The organism is Stenotrophomonas sp. CASM110 (genome assembly GCF_049384345.1).
Lineage (GTDB): Bacteria > Pseudomonadota > Gammaproteobacteria > Xanthomonadales > Xanthomonadaceae > Stenotrophomonas > Stenotrophomonas muris.
On record NZ_JBMRGI010000036.1, the window covers coordinates 1 to 26,439 of the forward strand.

24 protein-coding genes are annotated in these 26,439 nt (G+C 68.2%); 10 read left to right on the forward strand and 14 right to left on the reverse strand.

Translation table 11 applies throughout. The features are described from left to right. Nucleotides 1–167 precede the first annotated feature (167 nt). The 3 genes from VG561_RS20525 to VG561_RS20535 form a co-directional block, all read right to left on the reverse strand. Nucleotides 168–1,328 (reverse strand): MFS transporter, encoded by a 1,161-nt coding sequence (locus tag VG561_RS20525; RefSeq protein ID WP_014645977.1) that lies wholly within the window; start codon nucleotides 1,326–1,328, stop codon nucleotides 168–170. A gap of 229 nt (nucleotides 1,329–1,557) precedes the next feature. Next, nucleotides 1,558–2,307, reverse strand: coding sequence for a TerC family protein (locus VG561_RS20530; protein WP_005408127.1), 750 nt, complete (start codon nucleotides 2,305–2,307; stop codon nucleotides 1,558–1,560). Nucleotides 2,308–2,340: 33 nt separating this feature from the next. Beyond that, complete coding sequence (locus tag VG561_RS20535) at nucleotides 2,341–2,736, reverse strand: diacylglycerol kinase (protein WP_014036025.1); 396 nt, start codon at nucleotides 2,734–2,736, stop codon at nucleotides 2,341–2,343. Nucleotides 2,737–2,949: 213 nt separating this feature from the next. Here VG561_RS20535 and VG561_RS20540 point away from each other — a divergent pair, with 213 nt between their 5' ends. Further along, complete coding sequence (locus VG561_RS20540; RefSeq protein ID WP_014645976.1) at nucleotides 2,950–3,651, forward strand: SGNH/GDSL hydrolase family protein; 702 nt, start codon at nucleotides 2,950–2,952, stop codon at nucleotides 3,649–3,651. Nucleotides 3,652–3,786: 135 nt separating this feature from the next. Here VG561_RS20540 and VG561_RS20545 read toward each other — a convergent pair whose 3' ends face one another. From VG561_RS20545 to VG561_RS20555, 3 genes are all read right to left on the reverse strand, one after another. Next, nucleotides 3,787–5,058 carry a sensor histidine kinase gene (locus tag VG561_RS20545; RefSeq protein ID WP_014645975.1) on the reverse strand — a complete coding sequence of 424 codons (1,272 nt, stop codon included), beginning with the start codon at nucleotides 5,056–5,058 and terminating at the stop codon, nucleotides 3,787–3,789. A gap of 154 nt (nucleotides 5,059–5,212) precedes the next feature. Further along, nucleotides 5,213–5,926 carry a response regulator transcription factor gene (locus VG561_RS20550; RefSeq protein WP_002811889.1) on the reverse strand — a complete coding sequence of 238 codons (714 nt, stop codon included), beginning with the start codon at nucleotides 5,924–5,926 and terminating at the stop codon, nucleotides 5,213–5,215. Between the two features lie 87 nt (nucleotides 5,927–6,013). Continuing rightward, entirely contained in the window at nucleotides 6,014–6,655 is a 642-nt protein-coding gene (locus VG561_RS20555; protein ID WP_032956728.1) for an arylesterase, read from the reverse strand. Nucleotides 6,656–6,730: 75 nt separating this feature from the next. Here VG561_RS20555 and VG561_RS20560 point away from each other — a divergent pair, with 75 nt between their 5' ends. Both VG561_RS20560 and VG561_RS20565 read left to right on the forward strand, forming a co-directional pair. After that, nucleotides 6,731–7,378 (forward strand): ABC transporter ATP-binding protein, encoded by a 648-nt coding sequence (locus VG561_RS20560; RefSeq protein WP_075076551.1) that lies wholly within the window; start codon nucleotides 6,731–6,733, stop codon nucleotides 7,376–7,378. Then, on the forward strand, nucleotides 7,375–9,885 hold the full coding sequence (locus tag VG561_RS20565) for an ABC transporter permease (protein WP_134808525.1): 2,511 nt from the start codon (nucleotides 7,375–7,377) through the stop codon (nucleotides 9,883–9,885). The genes VG561_RS20560 and VG561_RS20565 overlap by 4 nt, the downstream gene beginning before the upstream one ends. 102 nt (nucleotides 9,886–9,987) lie before the next feature. On the opposite strand, the gene VG561_RS20570 is transcribed toward VG561_RS20565, so the two are convergent. From VG561_RS20570 to VG561_RS20590, 5 genes are all read right to left on the reverse strand, one after another. Then, on the reverse strand, nucleotides 9,988–10,923 hold the full coding sequence (locus VG561_RS20570; protein ID WP_032956723.1) for a DUF6607 family protein: 936 nt from the start codon (nucleotides 10,921–10,923) through the stop codon (nucleotides 9,988–9,990). Between the two features lie 73 nt (nucleotides 10,924–10,996). Then, on the reverse strand, nucleotides 10,997–11,596 hold the full coding sequence (locus VG561_RS20575; RefSeq protein WP_032956720.1) for a hemin transporter: 600 nt from the start codon (nucleotides 11,594–11,596) through the stop codon (nucleotides 10,997–10,999). Between the two features lie 4 nt (nucleotides 11,597–11,600). After that, entirely contained in the window at nucleotides 11,601–13,793 is a 2,193-nt protein-coding gene (locus tag VG561_RS20580; protein ID WP_423179930.1) for a TonB-dependent hemoglobin/transferrin/lactoferrin family receptor, read from the reverse strand. Between the two features lie 153 nt (nucleotides 13,794–13,946). Further along, nucleotides 13,947–14,141 carry a hemin uptake protein HemP gene (gene hemP / locus VG561_RS20585; RefSeq protein ID WP_005412278.1) on the reverse strand — a complete coding sequence of 65 codons (195 nt, stop codon included), beginning with the start codon at nucleotides 14,139–14,141 and terminating at the stop codon, nucleotides 13,947–13,949. 202 nt (nucleotides 14,142–14,343) lie between these two features. Then, nucleotides 14,344–15,315, reverse strand: a complete 972-nt coding sequence (locus tag VG561_RS20590) for an aldo/keto reductase (RefSeq protein WP_014645969.1) — start codon at nucleotides 15,313–15,315, stop codon at nucleotides 14,344–14,346. A 193-nt stretch (nucleotides 15,316–15,508) separates the two neighbouring features. Between VG561_RS20590 and VG561_RS20595 the strand changes: the two genes are divergently transcribed. From VG561_RS20595 to VG561_RS20615, 5 genes are all read left to right on the forward strand, one after another. Beyond that, the gene (locus VG561_RS20595) at nucleotides 15,509–16,807 is read left to right on the forward strand and encodes a NupC/NupG family nucleoside CNT transporter (RefSeq protein ID WP_014645968.1); all 1,299 of its coding nucleotides are present in this window, start codon (nucleotides 15,509–15,511) and stop codon (nucleotides 16,805–16,807) included. 25 nt (nucleotides 16,808–16,832) lie between these two features. Further along, nucleotides 16,833–17,798, forward strand: a complete 966-nt coding sequence (locus VG561_RS20600; RefSeq protein ID WP_014645967.1) for a ribokinase — start codon at nucleotides 16,833–16,835, stop codon at nucleotides 17,796–17,798. A 149-nt stretch (nucleotides 17,799–17,947) separates the two neighbouring features. Beyond that, nucleotides 17,948–18,379: a hypothetical protein gene (locus VG561_RS20605; protein ID WP_014645966.1), complete on the forward strand. Its 432-nt coding sequence runs from the start codon at nucleotides 17,948–17,950 to the stop codon at nucleotides 18,377–18,379. 147 nt (nucleotides 18,380–18,526) lie between these two features. Beyond that, nucleotides 18,527–19,522 (forward strand): tRNA dihydrouridine synthase DusB, encoded by a 996-nt coding sequence (gene dusB, locus VG561_RS20610; RefSeq protein ID WP_046428891.1) that lies wholly within the window; start codon nucleotides 18,527–18,529, stop codon nucleotides 19,520–19,522. 85 nt (nucleotides 19,523–19,607) lie between these two features. Next, on the forward strand, nucleotides 19,608–20,435 hold the full coding sequence (locus VG561_RS20615; protein ID WP_005415318.1) for a class I SAM-dependent methyltransferase: 828 nt from the start codon (nucleotides 19,608–19,610) through the stop codon (nucleotides 20,433–20,435). A gap of 57 nt (nucleotides 20,436–20,492) precedes the next feature. Here the strand turns inward: VG561_RS20615 and VG561_RS20620 are convergent, their stop codons facing one another. From VG561_RS20620 to VG561_RS20630, 3 genes are all read right to left on the reverse strand, one after another. Continuing rightward, nucleotides 20,493–21,560 carry a metal-dependent hydrolase gene (locus tag VG561_RS20620; RefSeq protein WP_014645964.1) on the reverse strand — a complete coding sequence of 356 codons (1,068 nt, stop codon included), beginning with the start codon at nucleotides 21,558–21,560 and terminating at the stop codon, nucleotides 20,493–20,495. Nucleotides 21,561–21,679: 119 nt separating this feature from the next. After that, complete coding sequence (locus VG561_RS20625) at nucleotides 21,680–22,480, reverse strand: UDP-2,3-diacylglucosamine diphosphatase (protein WP_005412268.1); 801 nt, start codon at nucleotides 22,478–22,480, stop codon at nucleotides 21,680–21,682. Next, nucleotides 22,477–24,192, reverse strand: coding sequence for a lysophospholipid acyltransferase family protein (locus VG561_RS20630; protein WP_423179931.1), 1,716 nt, complete (start codon nucleotides 24,190–24,192; stop codon nucleotides 22,477–22,479). The genes VG561_RS20625 and VG561_RS20630 overlap by 4 nt, the downstream gene beginning before the upstream one ends. Before the next feature lie 335 nt (nucleotides 24,193–24,527). Between VG561_RS20630 and metK the strand changes: the two genes are divergently transcribed. Beyond that, on the forward strand, nucleotides 24,528–25,739 hold the full coding sequence (gene metK, locus VG561_RS20635) for a methionine adenosyltransferase (RefSeq protein WP_010481882.1): 1,212 nt from the start codon (nucleotides 24,528–24,530) through the stop codon (nucleotides 25,737–25,739). A 140-nt stretch (nucleotides 25,740–25,879) separates the two neighbouring features. Next, on the forward strand, nucleotides 25,880–26,386 hold the full coding sequence (locus VG561_RS20640) for an acyl-CoA thioesterase (protein WP_010481883.1): 507 nt from the start codon (nucleotides 25,880–25,882) through the stop codon (nucleotides 26,384–26,386). Nucleotides 26,387–26,439: the final 53 nt, after the last annotated feature.

Below are 26,439 nucleotides of genomic sequence, written 5' to 3' on the forward strand. Positions count from 1 at the left end.
GGGCGTGAGCCGCGTGGATGCGGCGACCGAGCTTACATGGACGTACTTGCAGCGTCCCCCTCAACCGGACCCACCCCGCCAACCCACGGAATGCAGGCTTTTGCCGTTGACGTTGACGTTGATTCGGCGGGTGCAGGGCTGCAAGCCCTGCCGGAATCCAACACCCCTCAGCAGGCCTCAGCCACCGCAGTGCGGGGACGCCCCAGCCACGCCAGCAGCAGGCCCGATGCCGCCAGCAGGCCACCGGCCACCGGAATCGCGGCATAGCCCAGGCCCGAGCTGATCACCGCACCGCCCAGCGCCGCACCCACCGCATTGCCCAGGTTGAACGCACCGACGTTGATCGACGACGCCAGGCCCGGCGCCTCGCTGGCCGCCTGCATCACCCGGATCTGCAGCGGCGGTACGAGGGCGAAGGTCGCCGCGCCGAACAGCAGCACGCCGAGGGCGGCGGTGGCGTGGCTCATGAAGGCCAGCGGCAGCACGAACATCAGCACCGCCAGGACGGCCAGCAGGATCCGTGTGGCGCCATCCAGCGACCAGTCGGCCATGCGCCCACCGATGCCGTTGCCGAGGGTGAAGCCGATGCCGATCAGCGCCAGCGAGATCGCGATGAAGGTATTGGAGGCGCCGGTCAATTCGGTCAGCACCGGTGCGACGTAGGTGTAGAGGGTGAACATGGCACCTGCGCCAAGCACGGTGGTGGCCATCGCCAGCAGCACCGGCGGCTGCAGGATCGCCTTCAGCTCGCGGCGCACGTCCGGGCGCGGCCCCGGTGCAGATGCCGGCAGCGCGAAGCCCAGCGCGGTGATTGCGATCAGTCCCAGCGCCGCAGTACCGGCGAAGGACAGGCGCCAGCCCAGCTGCTGGCCGACCCAGGTCGCCAGCGGCACGCCGCCGATGTTGGCGATGGTCAGGCCCATGAACATGGTGGCCACGGCGGCAGCCTGCTTTTCCTTCGGCACCAGGCTGGCGGCGACCACCGCACCGATGCCGAAGAAGGCGCCGTGGTTGAGGCTGGTGACCAGGCGCGACAGCAGCAGCAGCCCGTAGTTCGGCGCCAGCGCGGACAGCAGGTTGCCGACCACGAAGATGGACATCAGCAGCATCAGCGCGGTGCGCTTGCCGAAACGGCCCATCAGCAGGGTCATCACCGGCGCGCCCAGCATCACGCCCACGGCGTAGGCGGTGATCAGCATGCCGGCGGTGGGGATGCCAACGCCCACGCCGTCGGCGATGACCGGCAACAGGCCCATCGGGGCAAATTCGGTGGTTCCAATGGCGAAGGCGCCAACGGCAAGCGCCAGCAAGGCGGCTCTGGAATTCATGGGGGGTTTCCTGGGGGGCGGGAATCGGGAGTGCGTAGCCTGCGCGCTTTGCTGCGCCGGATTAAGCCTCGGCCCGGGAAAACACTGTTGATCCTGATTCACAAGTGGAGGCCGGAACGCCGCCGCAAGTGCAAAAACCGCAGCGCCGTTCGTTGTAGAGCCGCGCCCCACAACGCAGAACCCCCGGCCAGGCCGGGGGTTCTGGGTGACACACGTGCCAATGGCGCGCTTACCAGTTGCCGGCGCCCGGCACGTTGTGTTCGCGGGCGCGGCGGCGCATCAGCAGGTTCAGCCACTCCACCAGCACCGAGAAGCCCATCGCGGCGTAGATGTAGGGCTTGGGCACGTGAACGTCCAGGCCGTCCAGGATCAGCACCGCACCGATCATCAGGATGAAGGCCAGGGCCAGCATCTTCACGGTCGGGTTGGCGTCGATGAAGCGGCCCAGCGGGTTGGCGGCCAGCAGCATCACCAGCACCGACAGCAGGATGGCCGCCACCATCACCGGGATGTGGTCGGCGATGCCCACGGCGGTGATCACCGAGTCGAGCGAGAACACGATGTCGATCACCGCGATCTGGGCGATCACGTAGCCGAACACGGCCGAGGCCTTGGTGGTGCTGGGGTCTTCGTCCTCGCCACCGCTGATCAGTTCCTTGATCTCCATGCAGCCCTTGATGATCAGGAACAGGCCACCAACGATCAGTACCAGGTCGCGGATGGAAATGCCCATGCCGGCCACGGTGAACAGGTTGGCCGCCATGTGCGCCAGGTAGGCCAGCGAGACCAGCAGGCCGATGCGGGTGATGCAGGCCACCGCGATGCCCAGCTTGCGTGCGAACGGACGACGCTCTTCCGGCAGCTTGCTGACCGCGATGGAAATGAACACCAGGTTGTCGATGCCGAGCACGATTTCCAGCGCGCTGAGCGTGAACAGGGTCACCCAGGCATTGGGGTCGGCGAGGAACTCAAAGGACATGGAAACTCTTCAAGGCAGTGGGGGAATGGGGTTTCAGCCGTAGCTGCCGGCCAGCGCGTGCGGAACCACGACCAGCGCCCAGCACAGCAGCACGTTCATCATCAGCACGAACACCGCTGCCGAGCCCATGTCCTTGGCGCGGCCAGCCAGCTCGTGGATCTCGCTGCCGTAGCGTTCGATCACCGCTTCGATGGCCGAGTTGGCAAGCTCCATCGCCAGCACCAGCAGCATCGAGCCGATCAGCAGCGCGCGTTCGACCGGGGTCTGGCCCAGCCAGATCGCGACCGGAGTCAGCATCACCAGCAGGTATACCTCCAGCCGGAACGAGGACTCGTGCAGCCAGGCGGCGCGCAGGCCCTGCCAGGACCAGCGGGCGGCCTGGAAGATGCGGCGCGGGCCGCGGGGCATGTGGCCGAACTGATCAGCCACGGGTGGAACATCCAGCAACAGGGGCGCGGCGCAGCGACCGCTCAGACGCACGGCAGGAAATCATGGGTGCACAGGAATAGGCAGATGGCCGCCATTTTGCCACAAGGCCGCCAACCGCACCCCGCACCGGCCCGCTGAACGGCCTGCCAGGGGCAAGCACCGGGCTGGGCCGTGCTTCTATGATGGAGCTCCCCTTGCCTGCTGGAGCGCCTGATGTCCCGTCGCCGTACCTGCCTGCTGATGCTGGGCCTGCTGACTGCCGCACCGCTTGCCCAGGCCCTGAGCCCGGCCAGGCCGCCGCAGGTGCCCGAACAGGTCTCCAATGTGGCCTGGGCCGGCGACATGGCCCGCTTCGCCAGCGCCGACCAGGCCAACCCGCCGCCGCGTGGTGGCATCGAGTTCATCGGCAGCTCCTCGATCCGCTTCTGGGAGAGCCTGGCCACCGACTTCCCCGGCCAGCCGGTGTTCAACCGCGGCTTCGGCGGTTCGGAAGTGCGCGACAGCACCTGGTATGCCGGCCAGATCGTGGTGCCGTATGCGCCGTGCAAGGTGTTCTTCTACGCCGGTGACAACGACCTCAACAGCGGCCGCAGCGCCATGCAGGTGCGAGATGACGTGGTCGCCTTCGTGCAGCGCGTGCACCGCGACCTGCCGAAGACCAGGGTCGAGTACCTGTCGATCAAGCCGAGCCCGTCGCGTGCGCACCTGCTGCCGGCGATCAACGAAGCCAACGCGCTGATCAAGGCTGCGCTGGCCAGGCTGCCCAACACCGGCTTCACCGACATCTACACGCCGATGCTCGGCGCCGATGGACAGCCGGACGCGACGCTGTTCCGCGAGGACATGCTGCACATGACCCCGGCCGGCTATGCGATCTGGACCAAGGCGCTGGCGCCGAAGGTCAACTGCAACTGAGGCACTGTGGACGTCGGGCATGGCCCGGCGCTACCGCACCCCATCCACGCATGGCCTGGATCTACCGACATTTCAGCGGGATGGGGTCAGAGCCGGTTGCGCCGCAACGGGATCCGACCCCGGCAGGTCGCCGCGTTACCGGAAGACCACCGTGGCTTCGGTGCCCTTGCCCGGCTGGCTGGCCAGGCTGACCTTCCAGCCGAAGCGGTCGCACAGCCGGCGCACGATCGACAGGCCCAGGCCGGTGCCCTGCGGGCGGCTCGGCTCGGCGCGGTAGAAGGGTTCAAACGCGCGCGACAGCGCCTCGGCGGACATGCCGATGCCGGTGTCGCGCACCACCACCCGGTCATTGAGCACGTGCACGTCGATACGCCCTTCGTCGGTGTAGCTGCAGGCGTTGCGCACCAGGTTGCTGACCACCACCTGCAGCACCCGCGGCGGCGCGTGCAGCTGCACCGGGCCTTCGCTGTGCAGGTGCACTGACACCAGACGCGTACCCAGCAGTTCGTTGGCGTTGTCCACCTCGTAGCGGACGATGTCGTTGACGTCGAACAGCTCGATCTGGGGTTCGACGTCGGCCTCGCGGGCCAGGATCAGGAACGCGTCGATCACCGCTTCCATGTCACGGCCGGCGCGCTGGATGCGCTGCAGGCTGCGGCGCAGGCGCGGCTGCAGGGTTTCATCGCCCAGGGCCATGTCGCTTGCCACACGGATGACGGTCAACGGCGTGCGCAGCTCGTGGCTCGCATCGCGGGTGAAATTGCGCTCGCGCGCCACATGCGCGCTGACCCGGTTGGCCAGCGAATGCAGCGCGGCCGCCAGCTGCCGGGTCTCGCCCTGCATGTCCGCGGGCAGCTTGTTCGGTTCCAGGTCGGCCGCCTCCGGGTGGCCCGGGTCCCAGCGCGAGACGCGCCGTGCCAGCCAGTTCACCGGCGACACCAGGCGCTTGGAGGCCCGGTAGGTGACCCAGCTGGCGCCATACACCGCCAACAGGGTCAGCAGCACCGGCACGATGCCGAACCAGAACGCCAGCATCTCCGCACGCGAACGCAGGAACACCAGGTACAGGCGGCCGGCCGGACGCACATCGACCAGTACCAGCTGGTCATCCTTGGGCAGCTCGTGGAAACCGGGTTCCAGGTTGCGCAGGTTGGCCGGCAACGACAGCGCCGACTGCCCGCTTTCCAGCAGGTAGCCGCGGATGTTCTGGGTGTTGGGCGGTGGCTGCACCGGCGAGGCCTCGTGCAGCGTCCAGTAATAGGCCGCTTCCTCGCGCAGGGCGGCGCCGACCAGGCTGTGCTTGATCACCAGCGAAACCAGCCAGGCACCGAGCAGGATGCCCAGGCTGGCCAGGACTGCCTGCAGGATGAAGGCGATACGGATCTTGCGCGGCAGGCCGTGCGGCATTGCGGGGTCCCGGTCAGAGCGCTGCGATTATAGGCAGCGCGCTGCGCCGTAGTCGTGCACGGAGGATGACCGGCGGCAGTGCCGGCCGGTCATCCGTGCCCGGTGCGGGGGTCGTTGCCCGGCCGGGCCTGATGCTGCACCGGCCTGGCCCCGATCAGGCCATCGGCTGGGCGATATCGGCAATGCGGTAACCGGCGCTCTGCACGGTGTGCAGCAGCGGACGGTCGAACGGCTTGTCGATGATCTTGCGCAGGTTGTACAGATGGCTGCGCAGGGTGTCCGAATCCGGCAGGCCATTGCCCCAGATCTCGCGTTCGATCTCCTGGCGGGTGACCACGCGCGGCGATTCGCGCATCAGGATGGTCAGCAGGCGCAGGCCGATCGGCGACAGCTGCAGTTCGGTACCGGCACGGGTGGCCCGCATGCTGACCGGATCGAGCACCAGGTCGGCGACCTTCAGCACTTCCGAACCCACCTGGCGGCGTTCGCGGCGGATCAGCGCGCGCAGGCGGGCTTCCAGCTCCTGGATCGCGAACGGCTTGGTCAGGTAGTCATCGGCGCCGAAACCGAGGCCGGTGAGCTTGTCGTCCAGCGTGTCGCGTGCCGTGAGCATCAGCACCGGGGTGGACTTGCGCGCATCGTTGCGCAGGCGACGGCATACTTCGATGCCATCCAGGCGCGGCAACATGAGGTCGAGCACCACGACGTCATAGCTGTTCTCCGCCGCAAGGCGGTAGCCATCCAGGCCGTCCTGTGCATAGTCGACTTCGAAGCCGCGACCTTCCAGGTATTCCCCGATCATCTCGGAGATGTTGCGGTTGTCTTCGACCACCAGCACCAAGCCGGAGGTCTCCTTCGTCTGACGCATGTGATTCCCTCTAACTTCAGCTTTGTGAAACATGCCGGATCGACGGTGGACGCGATGTGAAGTTCCGTCAAGAGGGTTGTAAATCGTTCAGAGCAGGGGCCTCAGGAGTGGCCAGACGTTGTCCAGCACCCTCGATTGCGCCTGCGCCGTGGGGTGCAGGCCATCGGCCTGCATCATGCCCGGCTGCAGGGCCACGCCCTCCAGCAGGAACGGCAGCAGCGGCACCTTGTACTGCGTGGCCAGCGCCTTGTAGGCCGCCGCCAGGCGCTGGCGGTAAGCGGGCCCATAGTTGGGCGGCACGTCGATGCCCAGCAGCAGCACCCTGGCGCCGGCCTTCTGGCTGGCCTGTACCATCTTTTCCAGGTTGCCCTGCACCTGTGCCGGGGTCAGCCCGCGCAGCGCGTCGTTGCCGCCCAGCGCGATCACCACCACCGTCGGCTTTTCCTTCGCCAACAGGCCCGGCAGGCGGGTCAGCGCGCCGGCCGTGGTTTCCCCGCTCATGCTGGCATTGACGATGCGCGCCGGTGTTTTCGACTGTTGCCTGACCCGCTGCTGCAACAGGCTGACCCAGCCGGCGTCGGCAGGGATATTGTGGGCAGCACTGAGGCTGTCGCCGAGCACCAGCACCGTACCTGCCGGGTCTTTGGCTCCGGCCAGCCCGGGCAGCAGCAATCCCAGCAGCAGCACCATCATCGCGCCGGCTCGCCGGCTCCATCCCGTCTTGCGCATTGGAGTCTCCTCATCGACAGCCTGTCCCCCCGCAGCACGCCCGTCGCCATCGCCGTCGACCAGGTCGGCAAGTCCGTGCAGGGCCCGGAGGGTGAAGTCCACATACTGGACAACATCACCCTGACCGTCCATGAAGGCACCAGTGTGGCCATCGTCGGCGCTTCGGGGTCCGGCAAGACCACCCTGCTCGGCCTGCTGGCCGGACTGGACCTGCCCAGCCGCGGCCACGTCGCGCTGGCGGGCCAGAACCTGGGCGACCTGGATGAAGAAGCACGGGCCCAGCTGCGCGCGCGCGCGGTCGGCTTCGTGTTCCAGAGCTTTCATCTGCTGCCGGCGCTGACTGCCGCCGAGAATGTCGCGCTGCCGTTGGAACTGGCCGGACGCGAGGACCGCGCGCGGGTGGACGAGGTGCTGGCGCAGGTCGGCCTGGCCCATCGCGCCCGCCACTACCCGCGCCAGCTGTCCGGCGGCGAGCAGCAGCGCGTGGCGCTGGCACGTGCCTTCGTCACCCGCCCGCGCATCCTGTTCGCCGACGAACCGACCGGCTCGCTGGACCACGCCACCGGCCAGCACATCAGCGACCTGCTGTTCGAACTCAACGCCGGCAGCGGCACCACCCTGGTCCTGGTCACCCACGACCTGCGCCTGGCCCAGCGTTGCCAGTACATCCACCGCATCGATGACGGCCGCCTGCTGCCGGTCGAGCGTGGGGCACAGGCATGAACGTGCTGCGCCACGCGTGGCGCGCGCTGCGCCGCGAGGCGCTGGCCGGCGACCTGCTGACCGTGTTCGCCGCGCTGGTGCTGGGCGTGGCGGTGATGACTGCGGTGGGCACGCTGGTGAACCGGGTCAACCTGGCGCTGACCGGCAGCGCGGCGGAAATGCTCGGCGGCGACCTCGGCATCGCCGGGCGCGATGATCCGCCGCAGGCATTCGCCGACGAGGCGCAACAGCGCGGCCTGGCGCATACCCGCATCGCCAGCTTCGGCAGCGTGCTGTTCAACGGCGATGCCAGCCAGATGGCCAGCATCAAGGCGGTACAGGCGGGTTATCCGCTACGCGGCACGCTGCGGGTCCGGGCCACGCCCGGCGGTGCGTTGATCGCCGATGCCGGCATGCCGCCCAAGGGCCAGGCCTATGCCGACCCACGCCTGCTGCAGGGGTTGGGGCTGAAGGCCGGCGATGACCTCGAGTTCGGCGCCGGCACGCTGCGCATCGCCGGCATCATCGAGGCCGAGCCGGACAGCGGTGGCGACCTGCTGACACTCTCGCCCACCCTGCTGGTCAACCGCGCTGATGTGGAGGGCACCGGCCTGCTCGGCCCGGGCAGCCGTATCAACTACCGGCTGATGTTCGCCGGCGCAGCGGAGCCGATCGCGGCGCTGCGCCAGTGGCTGCTGCCGCAGGTGAAAGGCCTGCGCCTGCTGAGCGTGGACGACACCCAGCGTGGCGTGCGCCAGGCATTCGATCTGGCCGGGCACTTCCTCGGCCTGAGCGCGCTGCTGGCGGTACTGCTGGCCGGTGTGGCCACCGCGCTGGCGGCCAACCGCTTCGCCCTGCGTCGCATCGACCAGGTGGCGATCCTGCGCTGCCTGGGCGCACGCCAGCGCGACATCCTGCTGGGCCTGGCGCTGCAGCTGCTGATGCTGGCGGTGCCAGCCTGTGCGCTCGGCATCGGCCTGGGCATGGCCGCGCAGGAAGGCCTGGTGCAGGTGCTGGGCAGCCTGGTGCCGCAGCGCCTGCCGCTGCCGGAAGCGATGCCGGCGCTGACCGGTGCCGGCATCGGCCTGCTGCTGCTGTTCGGCTTCGGCCTGCCACCGCTGCTGCGCCTGCGCGGGGTGCCGCCGATGCGGGTGCTCAACCGTTCCTTCGCCGCCCTGCCGCCGGCGTCGCTGCTGGCCTATGTGGCGGCGCTGGCGGCCAGCCTGCTGCTGGCGGTGCAGGTCACCGGCGATCTGAAACTGGCGCTGTGGGTGCTGGGCGGCCTGGCCGCGCTGGCGCTGGCGGCCGGTGCGGTCGGCTTCGTGCTGCTGCAGCTGCTGCGCGGCCTGCAGCACCGCCTGCATGGCAACTGGCGGTTGGGCCTGGCCGCGCTGACCCGGCGCCGGCTGCTGGCGGTGATGCAGCTGGTGGGGCTGTCGCTGTCGCTGTGCGCGTTGTTGCTGCTGGCGGTGACCGGACCCGGCCTGCTGCAGCAGTGGCGCGAGCGCCTGCCTGCGGATACGCCGAACTACTTCCTGATCAACATCCAGCCCGAACAACGCGACGGTGTGCTGGCCGCATTGCGTGGACTGGGCGCCGGCGACGCCAGTATCGAGCCGATGGCGACCGGCCGCCTGATCGCGATCAACGGCAAGCCGCCGCTGCGCGTGGACCAGGCCGCCGCCGAGGGGAACGGCGCGAACAACGGCCCGCGCGAGGACGACGACGAGAACCGGCCGCTGAACTTCAGCTGGCGCAGCAGCTTCCCACCCGCCAATGCGCTGCTGGAGGGCCGCTTCTGGCAGGCCGGCAGCACCGCGGCGGAAGCCTCGGTGGAAACCGGCTGGGCGCGGCGCTACGGCGCGCACCTGGGTGATCGCATTACGATTTCCGTAGGCGAGCAGCAGCGCGAGTTCACCGTCACCAGCATCCGCAAGGCGGACTGGAACACATTCCGCCCGAATTTCTTCGTGCTGTTGAACCCCAATGCGGTGGGCGATACCCCGCACAACCTGCTGTCGGCCTTCCATCTGCCGTCCGGCAACGCGGCCGGGCTGGGCGAGCTGGTGCGCGCGCAGCCGAACCTGTCGCTGCTGGACGTGGACGCGGTGATCTCGCAGGTGCGCGATGTGATGGAGCGCGTGGCGCAGGCAGTGCAGCTGGTGATGGTGTTCAGCCTGCTGGCCGGCGTGCTGGTGCTGCTGGCGGCGCTGCAGGCCACCGCCGGCGAGCGCCGCTACGACAGCGCGGTGCTGCGCACGCTGGGCGCGACCCGGCGCCAGCTGCGCGGCGCGGTGCTGGTGGAGTTCGGCGCGCTGGGCACGCTGGCGGCGTTGCTGGCGGTGGGCGCGGCCGCAGCGATCGGCGTGGCGGTGTCGCAGAAGGTGTTCGAGCTGCCCTTGCTGCCGCCGTGGCCGGGCCTGCTGATCGGCGGCGTGGTCGGCATCGGCTTGAGCCTGCTGGCGGGCTGGTGGGGTACGCGGGCGATCCTGCATACGCCGCCGGCATTGGCGCTGCGCGAGGCCTGAATCGGTTGCGCCTCCGGATGGCGTGCCGAGCAAGCCCGGCCCCCACCGGCAGCCGGTGAATGCGGTGCCGGGTACCCCCGGCACCTCTCTCCATCGCGGCGATCAGCCTTCCTTCGGCGCCTTTTCCACGTACTTGGCGAACACCTCGTCGATCTGCTTGTCCTTCACCTTTTTGCCGGACTGGATCGCTTCGGCCTGGGTGAACAGCGGAATGATCATCGCCATGCCATCGATCTTGGTCTTCAGGTGCACGCCCGGGGCCTGGCCGAGGAAGCCGTCCCAACGCTGGCGCACCTTGGCCCAGTAGCCGGCAGTGGCCTTCCAGTAGTCACGCGCCGGGGTGAAGTCGACCTCGGTGGTCTTCACGTAGTCGTTGAAGCCGAACTCGCGTGCGATCTCCACCTGGCTGCCGTCGGCGTTGCGCTGCACCTTGGTGTTGAACTGCTCGTGGGTCCAGCCATTGGGCGTGAGCGTGTGGCGGTTGACGACGGCCAGCGCGTTGTAGTCGCTGCGCTTGGTGTACTCACGGCGCGGCAACGGGCGCCAGCTGAGGTCGCTGGTCCAGCTCGGCACGTTGTTGGTGTAGGTCCATTTGCCGGTGCCGCAGTAGCGCGGTGCGTCGCTCACTTCGTACACGCACTGGGTCCAGGCGCCCTGGTTCACCGCTGCGGGAATGCGGCGTACCTGCCAGGTCTGGTCGGCGCTGAACTCGAATCGGTTCGGTGCTTCGTAGACCCAGTCCTGGCGCCAGTGCTTGGTGATGTGGCCGCTCTTCTCGTCCAGCAGCAGGTGCTGCAGCACGATGCGCTTCGGCGTGTCCTCGACCACGATCACCAGTTCGTTGCCGCCGCTGCGCATCGCCGGGGCGCGCTCGTAGCCGGGCTTCAGCAGCACGGTCTCGTCGAATGCGAAATCGACAGTGTACTCGCCCTGCATGGCAAGGATGCTGTCGTGGTCGCGGGCGATGCCGGAGGGCTGCGCGCTGGCCACGCCGCTGGTGGCGAGCAGCAGCAGGACGCTGGCTGTCTGGAGCTTCATCGGGGTCTTCCTTCGGGGTTGCAGATGCAGTGAGAGGCCGTCCGTGGCCGACAGGCGTTCCATCGGGAAAGGGTTACAGCCGGATCAGCGGCAGGTCGCCGGGAACCCGCGGCGCCGAGCGACGTGCAGCATCGGCGCAGCAGCAATCGTCGATCGCCAGCTCGCCTTCGGCACCTTCCAGCCGCGCGATGCGACGCGCGGTGGCTGCGCCCAGCGAGGACAACGTCGACAGGCTTGCAGCCAGGGTGCGGCCGTCGTCGGCGGCATGCAGGCGCAGCGCGCACAGTCGCCAGCGCTGGCCACCGAGATGGCCGGCCAGGCGCCGCCACAGGCGTTCGCCGACACTGCCCTCGCTGTCATGCTCCGGGCCCGGCGGCAGCGCCGCGACCAGCCGGTCCCAGGCCAGGAAATCGCTGTCGGGCAGCAGGTACAGCCGCCACACGCAGCGGCCGCGGGCATCGAGGAAACACAGGCTTTCGCGCACGCCCTCGCTGTCCACGCCCTGGCAGGCATGCACGCGTACTGCCTGGCGCCAGCCACCGAGCTCGTTGCCGTCGGCGCGGTACAGGCACAACACGGTGCCGAGCGTGGCCAGCTGTGCCGGCGTCGGCCAGGCCGCGCTGCCCTGCGCGGCGATGGCGTCGTTCCTGCGTGCGGACAAGGCTCGGCTCATGAGGTCACCAGGAAACGGCAAGGCTGGCGGAGAGGGTGCGGCTCGGGTTGGTATAGCGGTCCAGCACGCGGCTGCCCGGCGACAGCGTCGAACCCACGTTGGACCAGTCGATGTAACGCTTGTCGCCCAGGTTGAACACGCCGACGTTGAAGGTGGCGCCCGGGGCGAAGTTCCAGTGCGCCATCAGGTCGGCCACGCCGTAGCCGGCCGGGCGGTACACCGTGGCGGCGGTGACGCGGTCCTTGCGCTTGACGAAGGTACCGGCCAGTTCGACGCCCCAGGTGTCGGTGTCGTACATCAGGCCGACGGTGCCACGCAGCGGGTCGACCGAATCCAGCGGGGTGTCTTCGGTCCTGTTGTCGCCGCGCGACCAGGCCACCGAGCTGCGCAGCGCCCAGCCCTGCAGCGCCGGGCTGATCTGGCCGAAGTCGACGCCGGCCTTCATTTCGGCACCATAGATGCGCGCATCCGCGATGTTGCGCGACTGGAACACCATCAGGCCCTGGGCGTTGGTGCCGACCAGCGATTGCGACTCGATGAAGTCCTTGTACTCGTTGTAGTAGCCGCTGAGGCTGACGTAGGCCGCTGGCGACAGGAAGCGCAGTCCCAGCTCCATGCCGTCACTGGTTTCCGGCTTCAGGTCCGGATTGGGAATGGCGGTGTAGCCGAAGGCGAAGTTGGTGAAGCCCAGGTTGACGTCGTTGTACGGCGGCGAGCGGAAGCCATGCGAATAGCCAGCAAACAGCGACCATTCGTCGGTGAAGCGATAGACCATGCCCAGCTTCGGCGAGACGCTGGTCTTGGTCAGCCTGGCCACCGCAACGCCGGGATTGTCGTCGGCGAAGATGCTGTCCACCTCCGGCTTCAGCTCGTAGCGGTCCACGCGCACGCCCGGCACCAGCGACAGCTTGCCGTTGGCCATGCGCATTTCGTCCTGTGCGTACAGGCCCAGCTCGGTGGTCTTGCTGATCGGGAAATCGCGCACCGGGAAGGCGTCGGGCAGGATGGTGGTGCTGGTGTGGCCATTGGCCAGCACCTGGTAACCGTCGCGCTTCTGGCGGATCTCGGTATGCGCGCCCTCGAAACCGTAGGTCAGCGCGTGTTCGACGCTGCCGGTGCTGAACGCCTTGTTGAACTGCGCCTGCAGGCCGTAGACGCGCTGGTCGAAGTTGAACGCGCGGTGGCGGCGGCTGCGGTTGGCGCGGTCCTCATCGGTGATCTGGGTGGTTTCGCTGTGCTGGGTATACAGCTGCCAATGCAGGCTGTCGGCGAAGCCCTTGTCCAGCGCATCCATTTCATGGGCGAACGACACGCGGGTGCGGTTCTGCGTATCGCGCGCCTTCATGCCGGTGGTGGTGGTGCGGTCGATCGAGGACAGCACGTTGGTATCGGTGTTGTCTTCGTTGCCTTCCACGGTCAGCCGGAAGCGCTGGTCCTCGCTGGGTGCATAGACCAGCTTGGCCAGGCCACTGCGACCATCGCGGTCCTGCGGGTTGGGCGCGGTGCGGGTATTGTCGAGGCTGCGTACATCACCCTTGTTGCCGGTTTCCTGGCCCTGGCGATGGTTGATGTTGACCATGCCGCTCCAGTGTTCGCCGCCGAACGCGCTGGTCACGCCGCCGAGCAGGCCCTTCCACTCACCGTCGTAGCCGAACTTCAGGCCGACGTAGCTGTCCTTGCCATCCTTCAGATAATCGGCAGGATCCTTGGTGACGAAGGCGACCACACCCCCGAGCGCGTCGGACCCATACAGCGAGCTGGCCGGGCCGCGCACGATCTCCACGCGCTTGAGCGTATCCAGATCGGTGAAGTTGCGGTTGGCGTTGGAGAACGAGCCGATGTTGAAGCTGGTGGGCATGGCGATGCCGTCGGTCTGCACGCGCACGCGGTTGCCGTCCAGGCCACGGATGCGGATGCTGCCAAGGCCGAAGCGCGCGGCGCTGCGGCTGACCGACAGGCCCGGCTCGTAGCGCAGCAGATCCTTGATGTCCTGCACCAGGTGCCGGTCCATCTGCTCGCGGTCGATGACGTCCACGGTGGCCGCCACATCGCTCACCGCCCGCTCGGTGCGGGTGGCGGTGACCTGCACACGGTCGAATTCGCGCGCATCGGGCGCGGCGGTGGCCGCGGCAGCAGCATGGGCAGACAGCGGCAGGGCCATCCAGACGGCAAGGCAAAGGGCGGTAGGGCGGGTCATCGGGTTCGTTCGGTCAGGCAGGGGAACCCCCGGTTACCGGCACACCCGGAGGGTGCACGCGGTAGACCGAGGGGGAGAGAGCGGGAGCGGAGGGGTCGCCCACCCTGCCGGCGCGGCCGGCAGGAGGGAGGGGGGCGGGCGACCAGGCCGCGATTACTTGGTCAGGATCAGCTTGTCGTTGCTGGTGTGCCGCAGGCGATAGAAGCGGTCGCCGTGCTGGATCAGGATTTCACGACGGCCCTTGAGCAGGGCTTCGCTGTCGATGACCTCTTCCGGCGGAACGACACGGACCGGACGATCGCGGAGGGTCAGCGTTTCGGGGCGCAGCAGTACAGGTTGAGCATTCATGAGCATCTGGACTCGTGCGAGGGACGAGTCAAATGATAATGATTCTCAGTTGACAATCAACAACCATTCTCAATTTGATTGATGAGATTAATGATCGAATTCTGAAATTCGATAGATCATGTCAATCGAATGGCGACGCAGCCGTGTAGAGTCGACTCTACCGAGGCCCCCGAGGCCCCCGAGGCCCGGTCGGCCCCCGGGTTCAGGCGAAGGCGGCTTCGACGTCGGCCCAGCCGGCGGCGTCGACCTGCTCCAGCACCTCCAGCGCCTGCAGGTTCTGCAGCAGCTGGCTGACCCGGCTGGCACCGAGGATCACGCTGGAGACGTTCGGGTTGCGCAGGCACCAGGCGATGGCCAGCGTGGCCGGCGCCTGCCCCAGCGCACGCGCCACCTCGCTGAAGCGGCGCACCTGGGCCAGGCGGGCCTCGGCGTCGTCACCCAGCACCAGCGCCTGCAGCCATTCCATGCCTTCGCGGCCCAGCCGCGCATCGGCCGGAATGCCCTGGTCGTACTTGCCACTCAGCAGGCCCGAGGCCAGCGGCGAGAAGATGGTGGTGCCCAGGCCGGCACCGGCATACAGCGGCGCGTACTCGACCTCGACCCGTTCGCGGTGCAGCAGGTTGTACTGCGGCTGCTCCATCGACGGGCCCTGCAGGTTGCGCGCCTCGGCGATGTCCAGCGCCTGCTGGATCTGCACTGCCGACCACTCCGAGGTCCCCCAGTAGAGGATCTTGCCTTGCCGCACCAGGGTATCCATGGCATGCACGGTCTCGGCGACCGGCGCGTCCGGATCCGGGCGATGGCAGTAATAAAGGTCCAGGTAGTCCACCCGCAGGCGCTTGAGCGCCGCGTGGCAGGCGTCGGTCACATGCTTGCGCGACAGGCCGCGCTGGGTCGGCCGTGGGTCCTTGGCGCTGCCGAAGAACACCTTGCTGGAGACGCAGATGCCGTCGCGCGGCAGGCGCAGGTCGGCGATCACATCGCCCATCACCTGTTCGGCGCGGCCGTTGGCATAGCCCTCGGCGTTGTCGAAGAAGTTGACGCCGTGGTCCCAGGCGGCGGCCACCAGGTTGCGGGCCTCGTCGCGCGGGATCTGGTCACCGAAGGTCACCCAGGCGCCGAAGGACAGGGCGGAAATCGGCAGGCCGGTGGAGCCCAGGCGACGGTATTGCATGCGAATCTCCTGCTGCGGGCCCGCATCCGGGCCGGGATCGAGCCCCATTCTACCTGCCGCCGCCGGCCGCAAGCCCTTGCCGTTGCTGGCCTGATCGGTACCGATAGATGCGCGCACGCTGCTTTTTCTTGCCCCGGCCCCTGCCCTGCACTAGGCTTCCCGTTTTTCGCGACGCCCCAGGGGAGTCACTCACATGGTCGAAGGTTTGGGCAGGATCGGCTTCGGCCTGTTCGGGTTGGCGGTGCTGATCGGCATCACCTGGTTGTTTTCCAACAACAAGCGTGCGGTTGACTGGAAGCTGGTTGCCACCGGTATCACCCTGCAGATCGCGTTCGCGGCGCTGGTGATCCTGGTGCCGGGCGGCCGCGACGTGTTCGATGCGCTGGGCAAGGGCTTCGTCAAGGTTCTCAGCTTCGTCAATGAAGGCTCGGGCTTCATCTTCGGCTCGTTGATGGACACCAAGAACTACGGCTTCATCTTCGCCTTCCAGGTGCTGCCGACCATCATCTTCTTCTCGGCGCTGATGGGGGTGATGTACCACCTCAACGTCATGCAGGCGATCGTGCGCGTGATGGCGTGGTCGATCACCAAGGTGATGCGCGTGTCCGGCGCGGAAACCACCAGCGTCTGCGCCAGCGTCTTCATCGGCCAGACCGAGGCGCCGCTGACCGTGCGCCCGTACATCGCCAGGATGACCCAGTCCGAGCTGCTGACCATGATGATCGGCGGCATGGCCCACATCGCCGGCGGCGTGCTGGCGGCCTATGTGGGCATGCTCGGCGGTGGCGACCCGGCGCAGCAGGCCTTCTACGCCAAGCACCTGCTGGCAGCGAGCATCATGGCCGCACCGGCCACCCTGGTCGTGGCCAAGCTGCTGATTCCGGAAACCGGCACCCCGCTGACCCGCGGCACGGTGAAGATGGAAGTCGAAAAGACCTCCAGCAACATCATCGACGCGGCCGCTGCCGGTGCCGGTGACGGCCTGAAGCTGGCGCTGAACATCGGCGCGATGCTGCTGGCCTTCATCGCCCTGATCGCGCTGCTGAACGCCCCGTTGACCTGGATCGGCGAGGTGACCGGCCTGGCCGCTGCCATCGGCAAGCCGACCAACCTGTCGACCATCTTCGGTTACGTGCTGGCCCCGATCGCCTGGGTGATCGGTACCCCGTGGGCTGATGCCACCACCGTCGGTTCGCTGATCGGCCAGAAGGTCGTGATCAACGAATTCGTCGCCTACACCGAACTGTCGCAGATCGTGAACGGCCAGGTGGCCGGCGTGAGCCTGTCCGAGGAAGGTCGCCTGATCGCCACCTACGCGCTGTGCGGCTTTGCCAACTTCAGCTCGATCGCGATCCAGATCGGCGGCATCGGCGGCCTGGCCCCGGAACGTCGCCACGACCTGGCCAAGTTCGGCCTGCGCGCGGTGTTGGGCGGTACCATTGCCACCTTCATGACGGCGACCATCGCCGGCGTGCTGACGCACTTCAGTTGAACCCTTGGTTGAGAAAAGATTCCCTATGAGCAGCAGTGTCGTTGTCGTCGGTTCCTTCAATGTCGATCACGTGTGGCGGTGTGAGTCGCTGCCGGCACCGGGTGCGACCATTGCCGGCCGCTACAGCACCGGCCCCGGGGGCAAGGGCTTCAACCAGGCGGTGGCGGCCTGCCGCGCCGGTGCCGACACGCACTTCGTGTGCGCGTTGGGCGATGACGCCGGTGGCGCCACCGCGCGTGAACTGGCTGCGCAGGATGGCTTCGCGCTGATCGCCGAGGCCAGCAGCGAACCGACCGGCACCGCGGGCATCTACGTGGACGCGCGTGGCCGCAACACCATCGTGATCGGCCCGGGTGCCAACGCCGCGCTGGGCACCGATTTCCTGCAACAGCAGCAGGCCCTGCTGACCCGCGCCAAGGTGGTGCTGGTGCAGCTGGAATCGCCGGTGCAGACCATCGAAGCGGCGCTGGCCACGGCCCGCGAGGCCGGTGTCACAACCGTACTCAATACCGCACCGGCCGATGCGCCCTCGACCATCGGCCTGCTCAAGCTGGCCGATGTGATCACCCCGAACGAAACCGAGTTCGCTGCCCTGCTCGGCCGCCATGTCGGTGAGCGCGTGGATGCCAACGACGTCGCCGCGCTGGATGGCGCCAGCCTGCACGCGCTGTGCCGCAAGCTGGTCGGCAACGGCACCGTGGTGGTGACCCTGGGTTCGGTGGGCGTGTTCGTGTCGCATGCCGACGAGAACCTGCGCGGCGATACCCAGCCGTACTACCGCGTGGGTGCCGAACAGGTGCAGGCGATCGACACCACCGGTGCCGGTGACGCCTTCAACGGTGCGCTGGCCGCGTCGCTGGCGCAGGTGGCCGACGCCCCGTTCGCCCGCCACGTGCGCTTCGCCAACCAGTTCGCCGGCCGTTCGACCGAGAAGGAAGGCGCCGCTGCGGCGATGCCGCGCTTCACCCCGGCCGACGCTGAAGCCAGGTAATTCCACGCCACGCGTGGATGACAAGGCCCGGGTGTGCAGACACCCGGGCCATTCTTTTGCCCATTGCCCAGCCCCTGCGACCGCCTGTCGCATTGCCCACATCCTGCCCCTCGCCCACCATCCGCGCAGCTTCCTCGCACGGGCAGGACATGGACGGATTCCCCTGGCTGCTGGTCGCGGCCGCCGGCAGTGCCGTGGCGGCGCTGCTGCATATCGGCTGCATCGCCTTCGGCGCCGCGTGGTACAGGTACTTCGGTGCCGGCCAGCGCGTGGTCCGGCTGGCGCATGCGGGGCACTGGTGGCCACCGCTGATGACCGCGGTCATCACTGCCGTGCTGGTGGCCTGGACCCTGTACGCACTGGCCGCCGCGGGCTGGCATTCGCCGCTGCCGGCCAGCCGCCTGGTCCTGCCCGGCATCGCCGCGCTGCTGTTGCTGCGTGCCGCGATGGGCTTCGGCCTGGCGCTGTTCCGGCCGGGGTACAACGGCACGCGCTTCTGGGCGGTCAGCTCGCTGGTCTGCCTGGGCCTGGGGCTGGCCTTCGCGCTGGGTACCCGCCAGGCCTGGCAGAGCCTGGGGTAGCCGCCCACCATCGCCCGCCCGTGGGGGCGGCGGAAGCAACCGTCAAGCATCTGCTGATGCCGGTACGGCATGAGGTCGGTGCCGATCGGCCTGAACCGGACCGCGCGCGGCACGGCCGTACCGCCGCCCGCGCCCTACAATGGGCGCATGCAGATCGGCCCGTACACCATTGCCCCCAACGTCGTGCTGGCACCCATGGCCGGCGTCACCGACAAGCCCTTCCGCCTGCTGTGCAAACGGCTGGGTGCGGGACTGGCCGCCTCGGAAATGACCATCAGCGACCCGCGCTTCTGGAACACGCGAAAGTCGATCCACCGCATGGACCATGACGGCGAGCCGGCCCCGATCAGCGTGCAGATCGCCGGCACCGAGCCGCAGCAGCTGGCCGAGGCCGCGCGCTACAACGTCGACCACGGCGCGCAGATCATCGACATCAACATGGGCTGCCCGGCCAAGAAGGTGTGCAACGCCTGGGCGGGCTCGGCGCTGATGCGCGACGAGCAGCTGGTGGCGCGCATCCTCGAAGCCGTGGTCAACGCAGTGGACGTGCCGGTCACGCTGAAGATCCGCACCGGTTGGGACTGCGACCATCGCAATGGCCCGGTGATCGCCCGCATCGCCGAGGCCAGCGGCATCGCCGCGCTGGCCGTGCATGGCCGCACCCGCGACCAGCATTACACCGGCCAGGCCGAGTACGCCACCATCGGCGAGATCAAGGCTGCGCTGCGCATCCCGGTGATCGCCAACGGTGACATCGATTCACCGCAGAAGGCCGCCCACGTGCTGCAGCAGACCGGGGTGGATGCAGTGATGATCGGCCGCTCCGCGCAGGGCCGGCCGTGGATCTTCCGCGAAGTGGCGCACTACCTCGCCACCGGCGAGGAACTGCCGCCGCCGTCGCTGGCGGAAGTGCGCGACATCCTGCTCGGCCACCTGCATGCGCTGCATGCGTTCTATGGCGAGCCGCAGGGCGTGCGCATCGCGCGCAAGCACCTGGGCTGGTATGCCAAGGACCGGCCGGAGAACGCCGCCTTCCGCGCCGTGGTCAACCGTGCCGAAGACCCGCAGGGCCAGATCGCGCTGACCACGGAATACTTCGACCGCCTGATCGCCGGGGAACCGGCGTTGTCATCTGCTGCCTGAGCGTACTGCCATGCCGTCGAGTCGAGCTTGCTCGACTGAATTTCCAGAGCCGTCGAGCACGCTCGACGCTACAAGAGCCCGCCCCATGACCCCGCCGATCTCCTCTCCGACCTACCTGCACGGATTTTCCGGCACCGAACAGCAGCGCCTGATGACCCAGGCCCGGCTGCTGGAATCGAGCATCTTCGGCCAGATCGACTACAGCGGCGCGCGGCGCCTGCTGGAAGTCGGCAGTGGCGTCGGTGCGCAGACCGAGATCCTGCTGCGCCGCTTCCCCGAGCTGCACGTGACCGGCGTGGACCTGAGCGAAACGCAGCTGGCCACCGCGCGCGAGAACCTGGCGCGCACGCCGTGGTGCAGCGACCGATACACCCTGCAGCAGGCCGACGCCGGCGAGCTGCCGTTCGAGGCACGCAGCTTCGACTCGGCGTTCCTGTGCTGGGTGCTGGAACACGTGCCTTCACCGGCGCGGGTGCTGAGCGAGGTGCGCCGCGTGCTGGCTCCGGGTTCGCCGGTCTACATCACCGAAGTGATGAATGCCTCGTTCCTGCTCGACCCGTACTCGCCGCACATCTGGCGCTACTGGATGGCCTTCAACGACTTCCAGTACGACCATGGCGGTGACCCGTTCGTCGGTGCAAAGCTGGGCAACCTGCTGCTGGCCGGCGGCTTCCGCGACGTGCACACCGAGATCAAGACCATCCACCTGGACAACCGCGAACCGGCGCGTCGCAAGACGATGATCGCGTTCTGGGAACAGCTCCTGCTGTCGGCCGCCGACCAGCTGCTGCAGGCCGGCTCAGTGGACGAGGAAACCGTGGAAGGCATGCGCCGCGAGTTCCGCCTGGTGCAGAACGACCCGAACGCCGTGTTCTTCTACTCGTTCGTCCAGGGCCGCGCCACGGTGTATTGATCCGGTGTTCTGCTGCCGATCGGGGCCGTAGAGCCACGCCATGCGTGGATCCACTGATCAATGCACGGCGGTGTGGTCGGCCGCGCCCGGCGCCGCCGCCGGCTCCTGCCAGATCCGCTGCCACATCGCCGCCAGGCGGCGACCGGCGTCGGCACGCGCGGCGGGACTGCTGTAGTCCACCCGCACCTGCTCGGGAACGATCGCCCGCCACTGCCCGTCGGCCTGCCCGGCCACGACGAAGTTGAAGGTGTAGTCCGGCTCCAGCCCCATGCGCAGGTCACTCAGCACCAACCGGCCGTCAACCACCTGCGCACGCATGAAACCGCGGTTGAACCACGTCAGCTGCTGCACCGCCGGGATGGCCTGCGCTTCGCGCAAGGCCTGTACGTTGGACGCATGGCCTTCGAACCGCATCGGCCCGTGGTCGGCCACCAGCGAGCGGTCACCCACCACGTAGCCATTGGGCGTCATCGCCACCACCCGCCACAGCAGGGTGTTGAACGGCATCGGTACCGAGAAGCGCGGCGCATCGCCCAGGCCCATCGCGGCCAGGCTCTGCTGTGCGGCACGGTCGACCTGTGACTTGGCGATCAGGCCCCAGCCCAGGTAGCCACTGCTGAGCAGCAGGGCCACGCCCAGCACCTTGCCCGCCCAGGGCCGGGCGCGGCCGAACCAGGCCAGCACGCAGCCCAGCAGAAGCCACACCGTATACCCCGGGTCGATGATGAAGACACTGGATCCCATGGTCGGATGCGGGCGCAGCGGCCACCACAACTGGGTGCCATACACGGTGAACGCATCCAGCACCGGATGGGTGACCAGCGCCAGCTGGATCGCCCAGAACCAGCGCAGCGGTGACTGCGCGACGCGGCCATTGCCGAAGCGCTTGAACAGCCACCAGATCAATGCCGCCACCCATGGCAGTACCAGCAGCGAATGACTGAAACTGCGGTGCTCGATCATGTTCGCCACCGGATCGGCTGCGGTGAAACCGAGCCACAGCGCGTCGAGGTCCGGCAGGGTGCCAAGCGCGGCACCAGCGAGCAGGGCCGCGCGGCGATGTCCGGGCGGGGCGATGGCAGCGGCGACGGCGCCACCGAGCACGATCTGGGTCAGGGAGTCCATGGGCCGATGCTAGCGGCTTGCGGGCGGTGCATGTAGAGCCGAGCCCATGCTCGGCTGCGCTTCGTTCTGCGCCACGTCAGCCGAGCATGGGCTCGGCTCTGCAGTAGGACAGACGCGGGTTACGCCGCCTGCGACAACCGCGCGCCTGGCAGTTCCACCAGGGTCTGGCCGTTGTGGTCGAGCAGGCGCAGCGCACCATCATGGTCCTCGGCCAGTGCGGTCAGGCTCTCCACCCAGTCGCCGTCGTTGGCGTAGACCAGGCCATCGCGTTCGACCAGCGCCGCGCGGTGGATGTGGCCGCAGACGATGCCATCCAGGCCGCGCCGGCGCACGTCGTCCAGCCCGGCCTGCACGAAGCGCTCGATGTAGCGTTCGGCGGCCCCGCTGCGCTTCTTCAGGAACTCCGACAGCGACCAGTAGCGCATGCCAAGCCGGCGCCGTACCGCGTTCAGCGCCTGGTTGCCGGTCAGGATGCGGTAGTACAGCCAGTCGCCGAACTTTTCCTGCAGGCCACCGAAATGGGTCACGCCGTCGTAGTCGTCGCCATGCGCGACCAGCAGCCGGCGGCCATCGGCGGTCACGTGGATGGCACGGCGGCGCACCTGCATGGCCGGCAACATCAGCCCGCACACCTGGCGCAGCGAGGCATCGTGGTTGCCGGGAATGTAGATGATCTCGGTCCCTGCACGGCGCAGCGCGTGCAGGGCCTGGATGACTTCGCTGTGCGACTGCCGCCAGTTGGCGCGGCGATGCGCCATCCACCACAGGTCGATGATGTCGCCGACCAGGTACAACCGCTCGCAGCGCAGCTGCGAGAGGAACCGCGCCAGTTCGGTGGCGTGGCAATGACGTGAGCCCAGGTGCACGTCGGAGACGAACACTGCGCGCCGGTGCGGCGACAGGTTCGCCAGCGTGCTCATGCCAGCGCACCCGCGTCGCGCAGATAGCGTTTGCGCTTGTTCGGCCGGATCGCGCACAGGTCCACTTCGATCAGGCCGTCGATCGAATCGCTGAAGTCCGGGTCCACACCGAAGGCGAGGAAGCGCGCGCCGCCGGGTTCGCACAGATCGGTGTACTGGCGGTACAGCGTCGGCACGCCGGTACCCAGTGCGGCCAGGTTGGCCCTGAGCACATCGAACGCGGCACCCGCATCCAGCTCGCCGAAACTTGGCGGTGCGGCGAAGTACTGGAAGGGGCGGTTCGATTCGGCCAGCCCGGCGGTTCCGCCGTAGTAGCGCTGGTAGTAGGCCACCAGCTGCTCGCGCGCATCGCGCGGCAGCGCTGCGCTGATCGAGACCGCGCCGAACAGGTAGCGGATGCCCGGCCGGCACTGCAGGTAGGCGCCGATGCCCTGCCACAGGTAGTCCAGGCTGCGGCTGCCCCAGTAATCGGGCACCACGAAGCTGCGGCCCAGCTCCAGGCCCTCGGCAATGTGGGTGATGGCATCGTCGGAATAGCGGAACAGCGACGCGCTGTAGAGCCCGGACAGGCCGTGCCGGGCCAGGGCCTGGGCGCCGCGCATGATGCGGTAGGCACCGGCAATGCGCTGCGCCGCCGGGTCCCAGATCACGATGTGCTCGTACTGTGGATCGTAGTCGTCCAGGTCGCGGCTGCGCCCGGTGCCCTCGCCCACCTGGCGGAAGGTCAGCTCGCGCAGGCGGCCCAGTTCCAGCAGCAGCGGTGAATCGGCGGTACAGGTCGCCAACAGGATCTGCTTGCCATCGGCGGTCTGGCCCAGCTGGGTGGCCGCGGCAATGCCGGCGGCGACCTGCGAAGGCGGCACCGGAGACGCCAATGGCTCGGGGCCTGCGCACGCAGCGGCATTGCCGGCCGCGCCGTTGCGGCCCAGCGCGTACAGCGCGCGGCGCACCGCCAGCAGCTGTGCGCCCGGGTCACCGCCCTTGCCCAGCTGCATCGGCTCGCCGATGCTCAGCCGCAGCGGGCGGCCACGACGGGCGAACATTTCGCGCGCCAGCAGCGCGGTGCCGGCCGGCTTGAACAGGGTCGAGGCGCCGTAGAACAGCGCCGAGTTGCGCGCTTCCACCCGCACCGGCAGCACCGGCGCAGCGGCCGCGCGGGCAAAGCGGACGAACCCGCGCTGCCAACGGCCATCGCGGATGCCGCGCAGCGACAGGCGCGAGACCTCGCCGGCCGGGAACACGATCACGCACTGCTCGGCGGCCAATGCTTCCTCCACCGCATGCAGGCTGCCGCGCCGGGCCTTGCCACCGAGGATGCGCACCGGCAGCAGCAGGTCCTGCAGCGGCGCGATCGCCCCCAGCAGATCGTTGGCCACGATCCGCACGTCGCGGCGGATACGGCCAACCGCGTCCAGCAGTGCGAGGGCATCCAGTGCCCCGGAGGGGTGGTTGGCGACGATCAGCAGGCGGCCGGTCGCCGGGATCCTGGCCAGCGCGGCCGGATCCACCTGGTACTGGCCGCCGATGAATTCCAGGCCGGCGGCGACGAAACCGAAGCCGCGCATTCCTGAGCTGCGCTGCAGGAAGGCTTCGATCTGGTCCAGGCGCGACCAGCGCCCGACGCTGCGCAGCAGCGGCCGCGCCAGTTGGCCGCGACGGCCATGGAACCAATCGGGGAAACGTTGCTGGAGACGCTGTTCGAGTTCCTGCATGGCGGATCCAGTGATGCCCGGCGGCCGGATTGGCCGACAGCCTGCGCCCGGCAGGCGGCAGCCAGATGGCGGTTTCGGGGCAGAACGATGACGGCCGGCCCGCCTTCGCGGCGAGGTCGCTGCCTGCGCGGTCGGGGCCGGCAGCCGTCCCGTCTGTTGTCACGCTGGTGGAACACTGGGCCTCAAGGCTGGGCCCCAATCCCCAAGGGACGGCCCCTCCAGGCCTACGCGGGCTTAACCACCGGCAACCGGCACAGGTTCACAATGCACAGGCGGCGCACCCCGTGTATCATGCGCGCCCATCTTTCCATCCGAATCAAGGGATATTACGCCTGATGTCCAGCTATCTCTTCACCTCCGAGTCGGTCTCCGAAGGCCATCCGGACAAGGTTGCCGACCAGATCTCCGATGCGGTGCTGGACGCGATCCTGACCCAGGACCAGCGCGCCCGCGTGGCCTGCGAGACCATGGTCAAGACCGGCGTTGCCATCGTGGCCGGTGAAATCACCACCAGCGCCTGGATCGACCTGGAAGCGCTGACCCGCAAGGTCATCACGGACATCGGCTACGACAGCTCCGACGTCGGTTTCGACGGCGCCACCTGCGGCGTGCTGAACCTGATCGGCAAGCAGTCGCCGCACATCGCCCAGGGCGTGGATCGCAAGAAGCCGGAAGAAATGGGCGCTGGCGACCAGGGCCTGATGTTCGGCTATGCCACCAACGAGACCGACAGCTACATGCCGGCCGCGATCCACCTGTCGCACCGCCTGGTCGAGCAGCAGGCCAAGATCCGCAAGAAGAAGAACTCGCCGCTGTCGTGGCTGCGTCCGGACGCCAAGAGCCAGGTCACCCTGCGCTATGAAAACGGCGTGGTCTCGGCCATCGACGCCGTGGTCCTGTCGACCCAGCACGCCCCCGGCATCAAGCAGAAGGACCTCATCGAGGCCGTCCGCGAAGAGATCATCAAGCCGGTGCTGCCGGCCAAGTGGCTGCACAAGGGCACCAAGTTCCACATCAACCCGACCGGCAAGTTCGAGATCGGTGGCCCGGTGGGCGACTGCGGCCTGACCGGCCGCAAGATCATCGTCGACACCTACGGCGGCTGGGCCCGTCACGGTGGTGGTGCCTTCTCCGGCAAGGACCCGTCCAAGGTCGACCGTTCGGCAGCCTACGCGGCCCGCTACGTCGCCAAGAACGTGGTGGCCGCCGGCCTGGCCGACCGTTGCGAAGTGCAGGTCTCCTACGCCATCGGCGTGGCTGAGCCGACCTCGATCTCGGTCACCACCTTCGGCACCGGCAAGATCAGCGACGACAAGATCGAGAAGCTGATCCGCAAGCACTTCGACCTGCGCCCGTACGGCATCATCAAGATGCTGGACCTGGTGCACCCGATGTACCAGCAGACCGCGGCCTACGGCCACTTCGGCCGCAAGCCGAAGGAGTTCAGCTACCTCAACGGCGAAGGCGAGACCGTCAACGCCACGGCCTTCTCCTGGGAGAAGACCGACCGCGCCGCCGCCCTGCGCGCCGATGCGAAGCTGAAGTAAGAAACACGAAGGGCCGCTCACGCGGCCCTTCTGCTTTCTGTAGAGCCGAGCCCATGCTCGGCTTTCTTTTTCCTGCGACAAGAGCAGCCGAGCATGGGCTCGGCTCTACAAGAGCTACGCCACGCCGATACAATCGCCGCATGTCGACCGAACTGAAAACCCACCAGCTGTCCATGACCGTGCTGATGTCGCCGGAGATGGCCAATTTCTCCGGCAAGGTCCACGGCGGCGCCATCCTGCGCCTGCTCGACCAGGTTGCCTACGCCTGCGCCAGCCGTTACGCCGGCAGCTACGTGGTCACCCTGTCGGTGGACCAGGTGATGTTCCGCCAGCCGATCGCGGTGGGCGAGCTGGTCACCTTCCTGGCCTCGGTGAACCATACCGGCACCTCGTCGATGGAGATCGGCATCAAGGTGGTGGCCGAGGACATCCTCAAGCGCAGCGTGCGCCACGCCAACAGCTGCTTCTTCACCATGGTGGCCGTGGATGAGGAAGGCCGGCCGACGCCCGTCCCGCCCCTGCAGCCGGCGACGTCCGACGAGAAGCGCCGCCAGGCCGCCGCGCAGATCCGCCGCCAGCTGCGCCAGGAAATGGAACAGCGCCATCTGGAACTGCTGGCATCGAATCCGCCGTCACCGGAGGAATGAGGTAGTGCCGGCCGCTGGCCGGCAACCTCGCGCGTGCTGCCGGACATCATGAG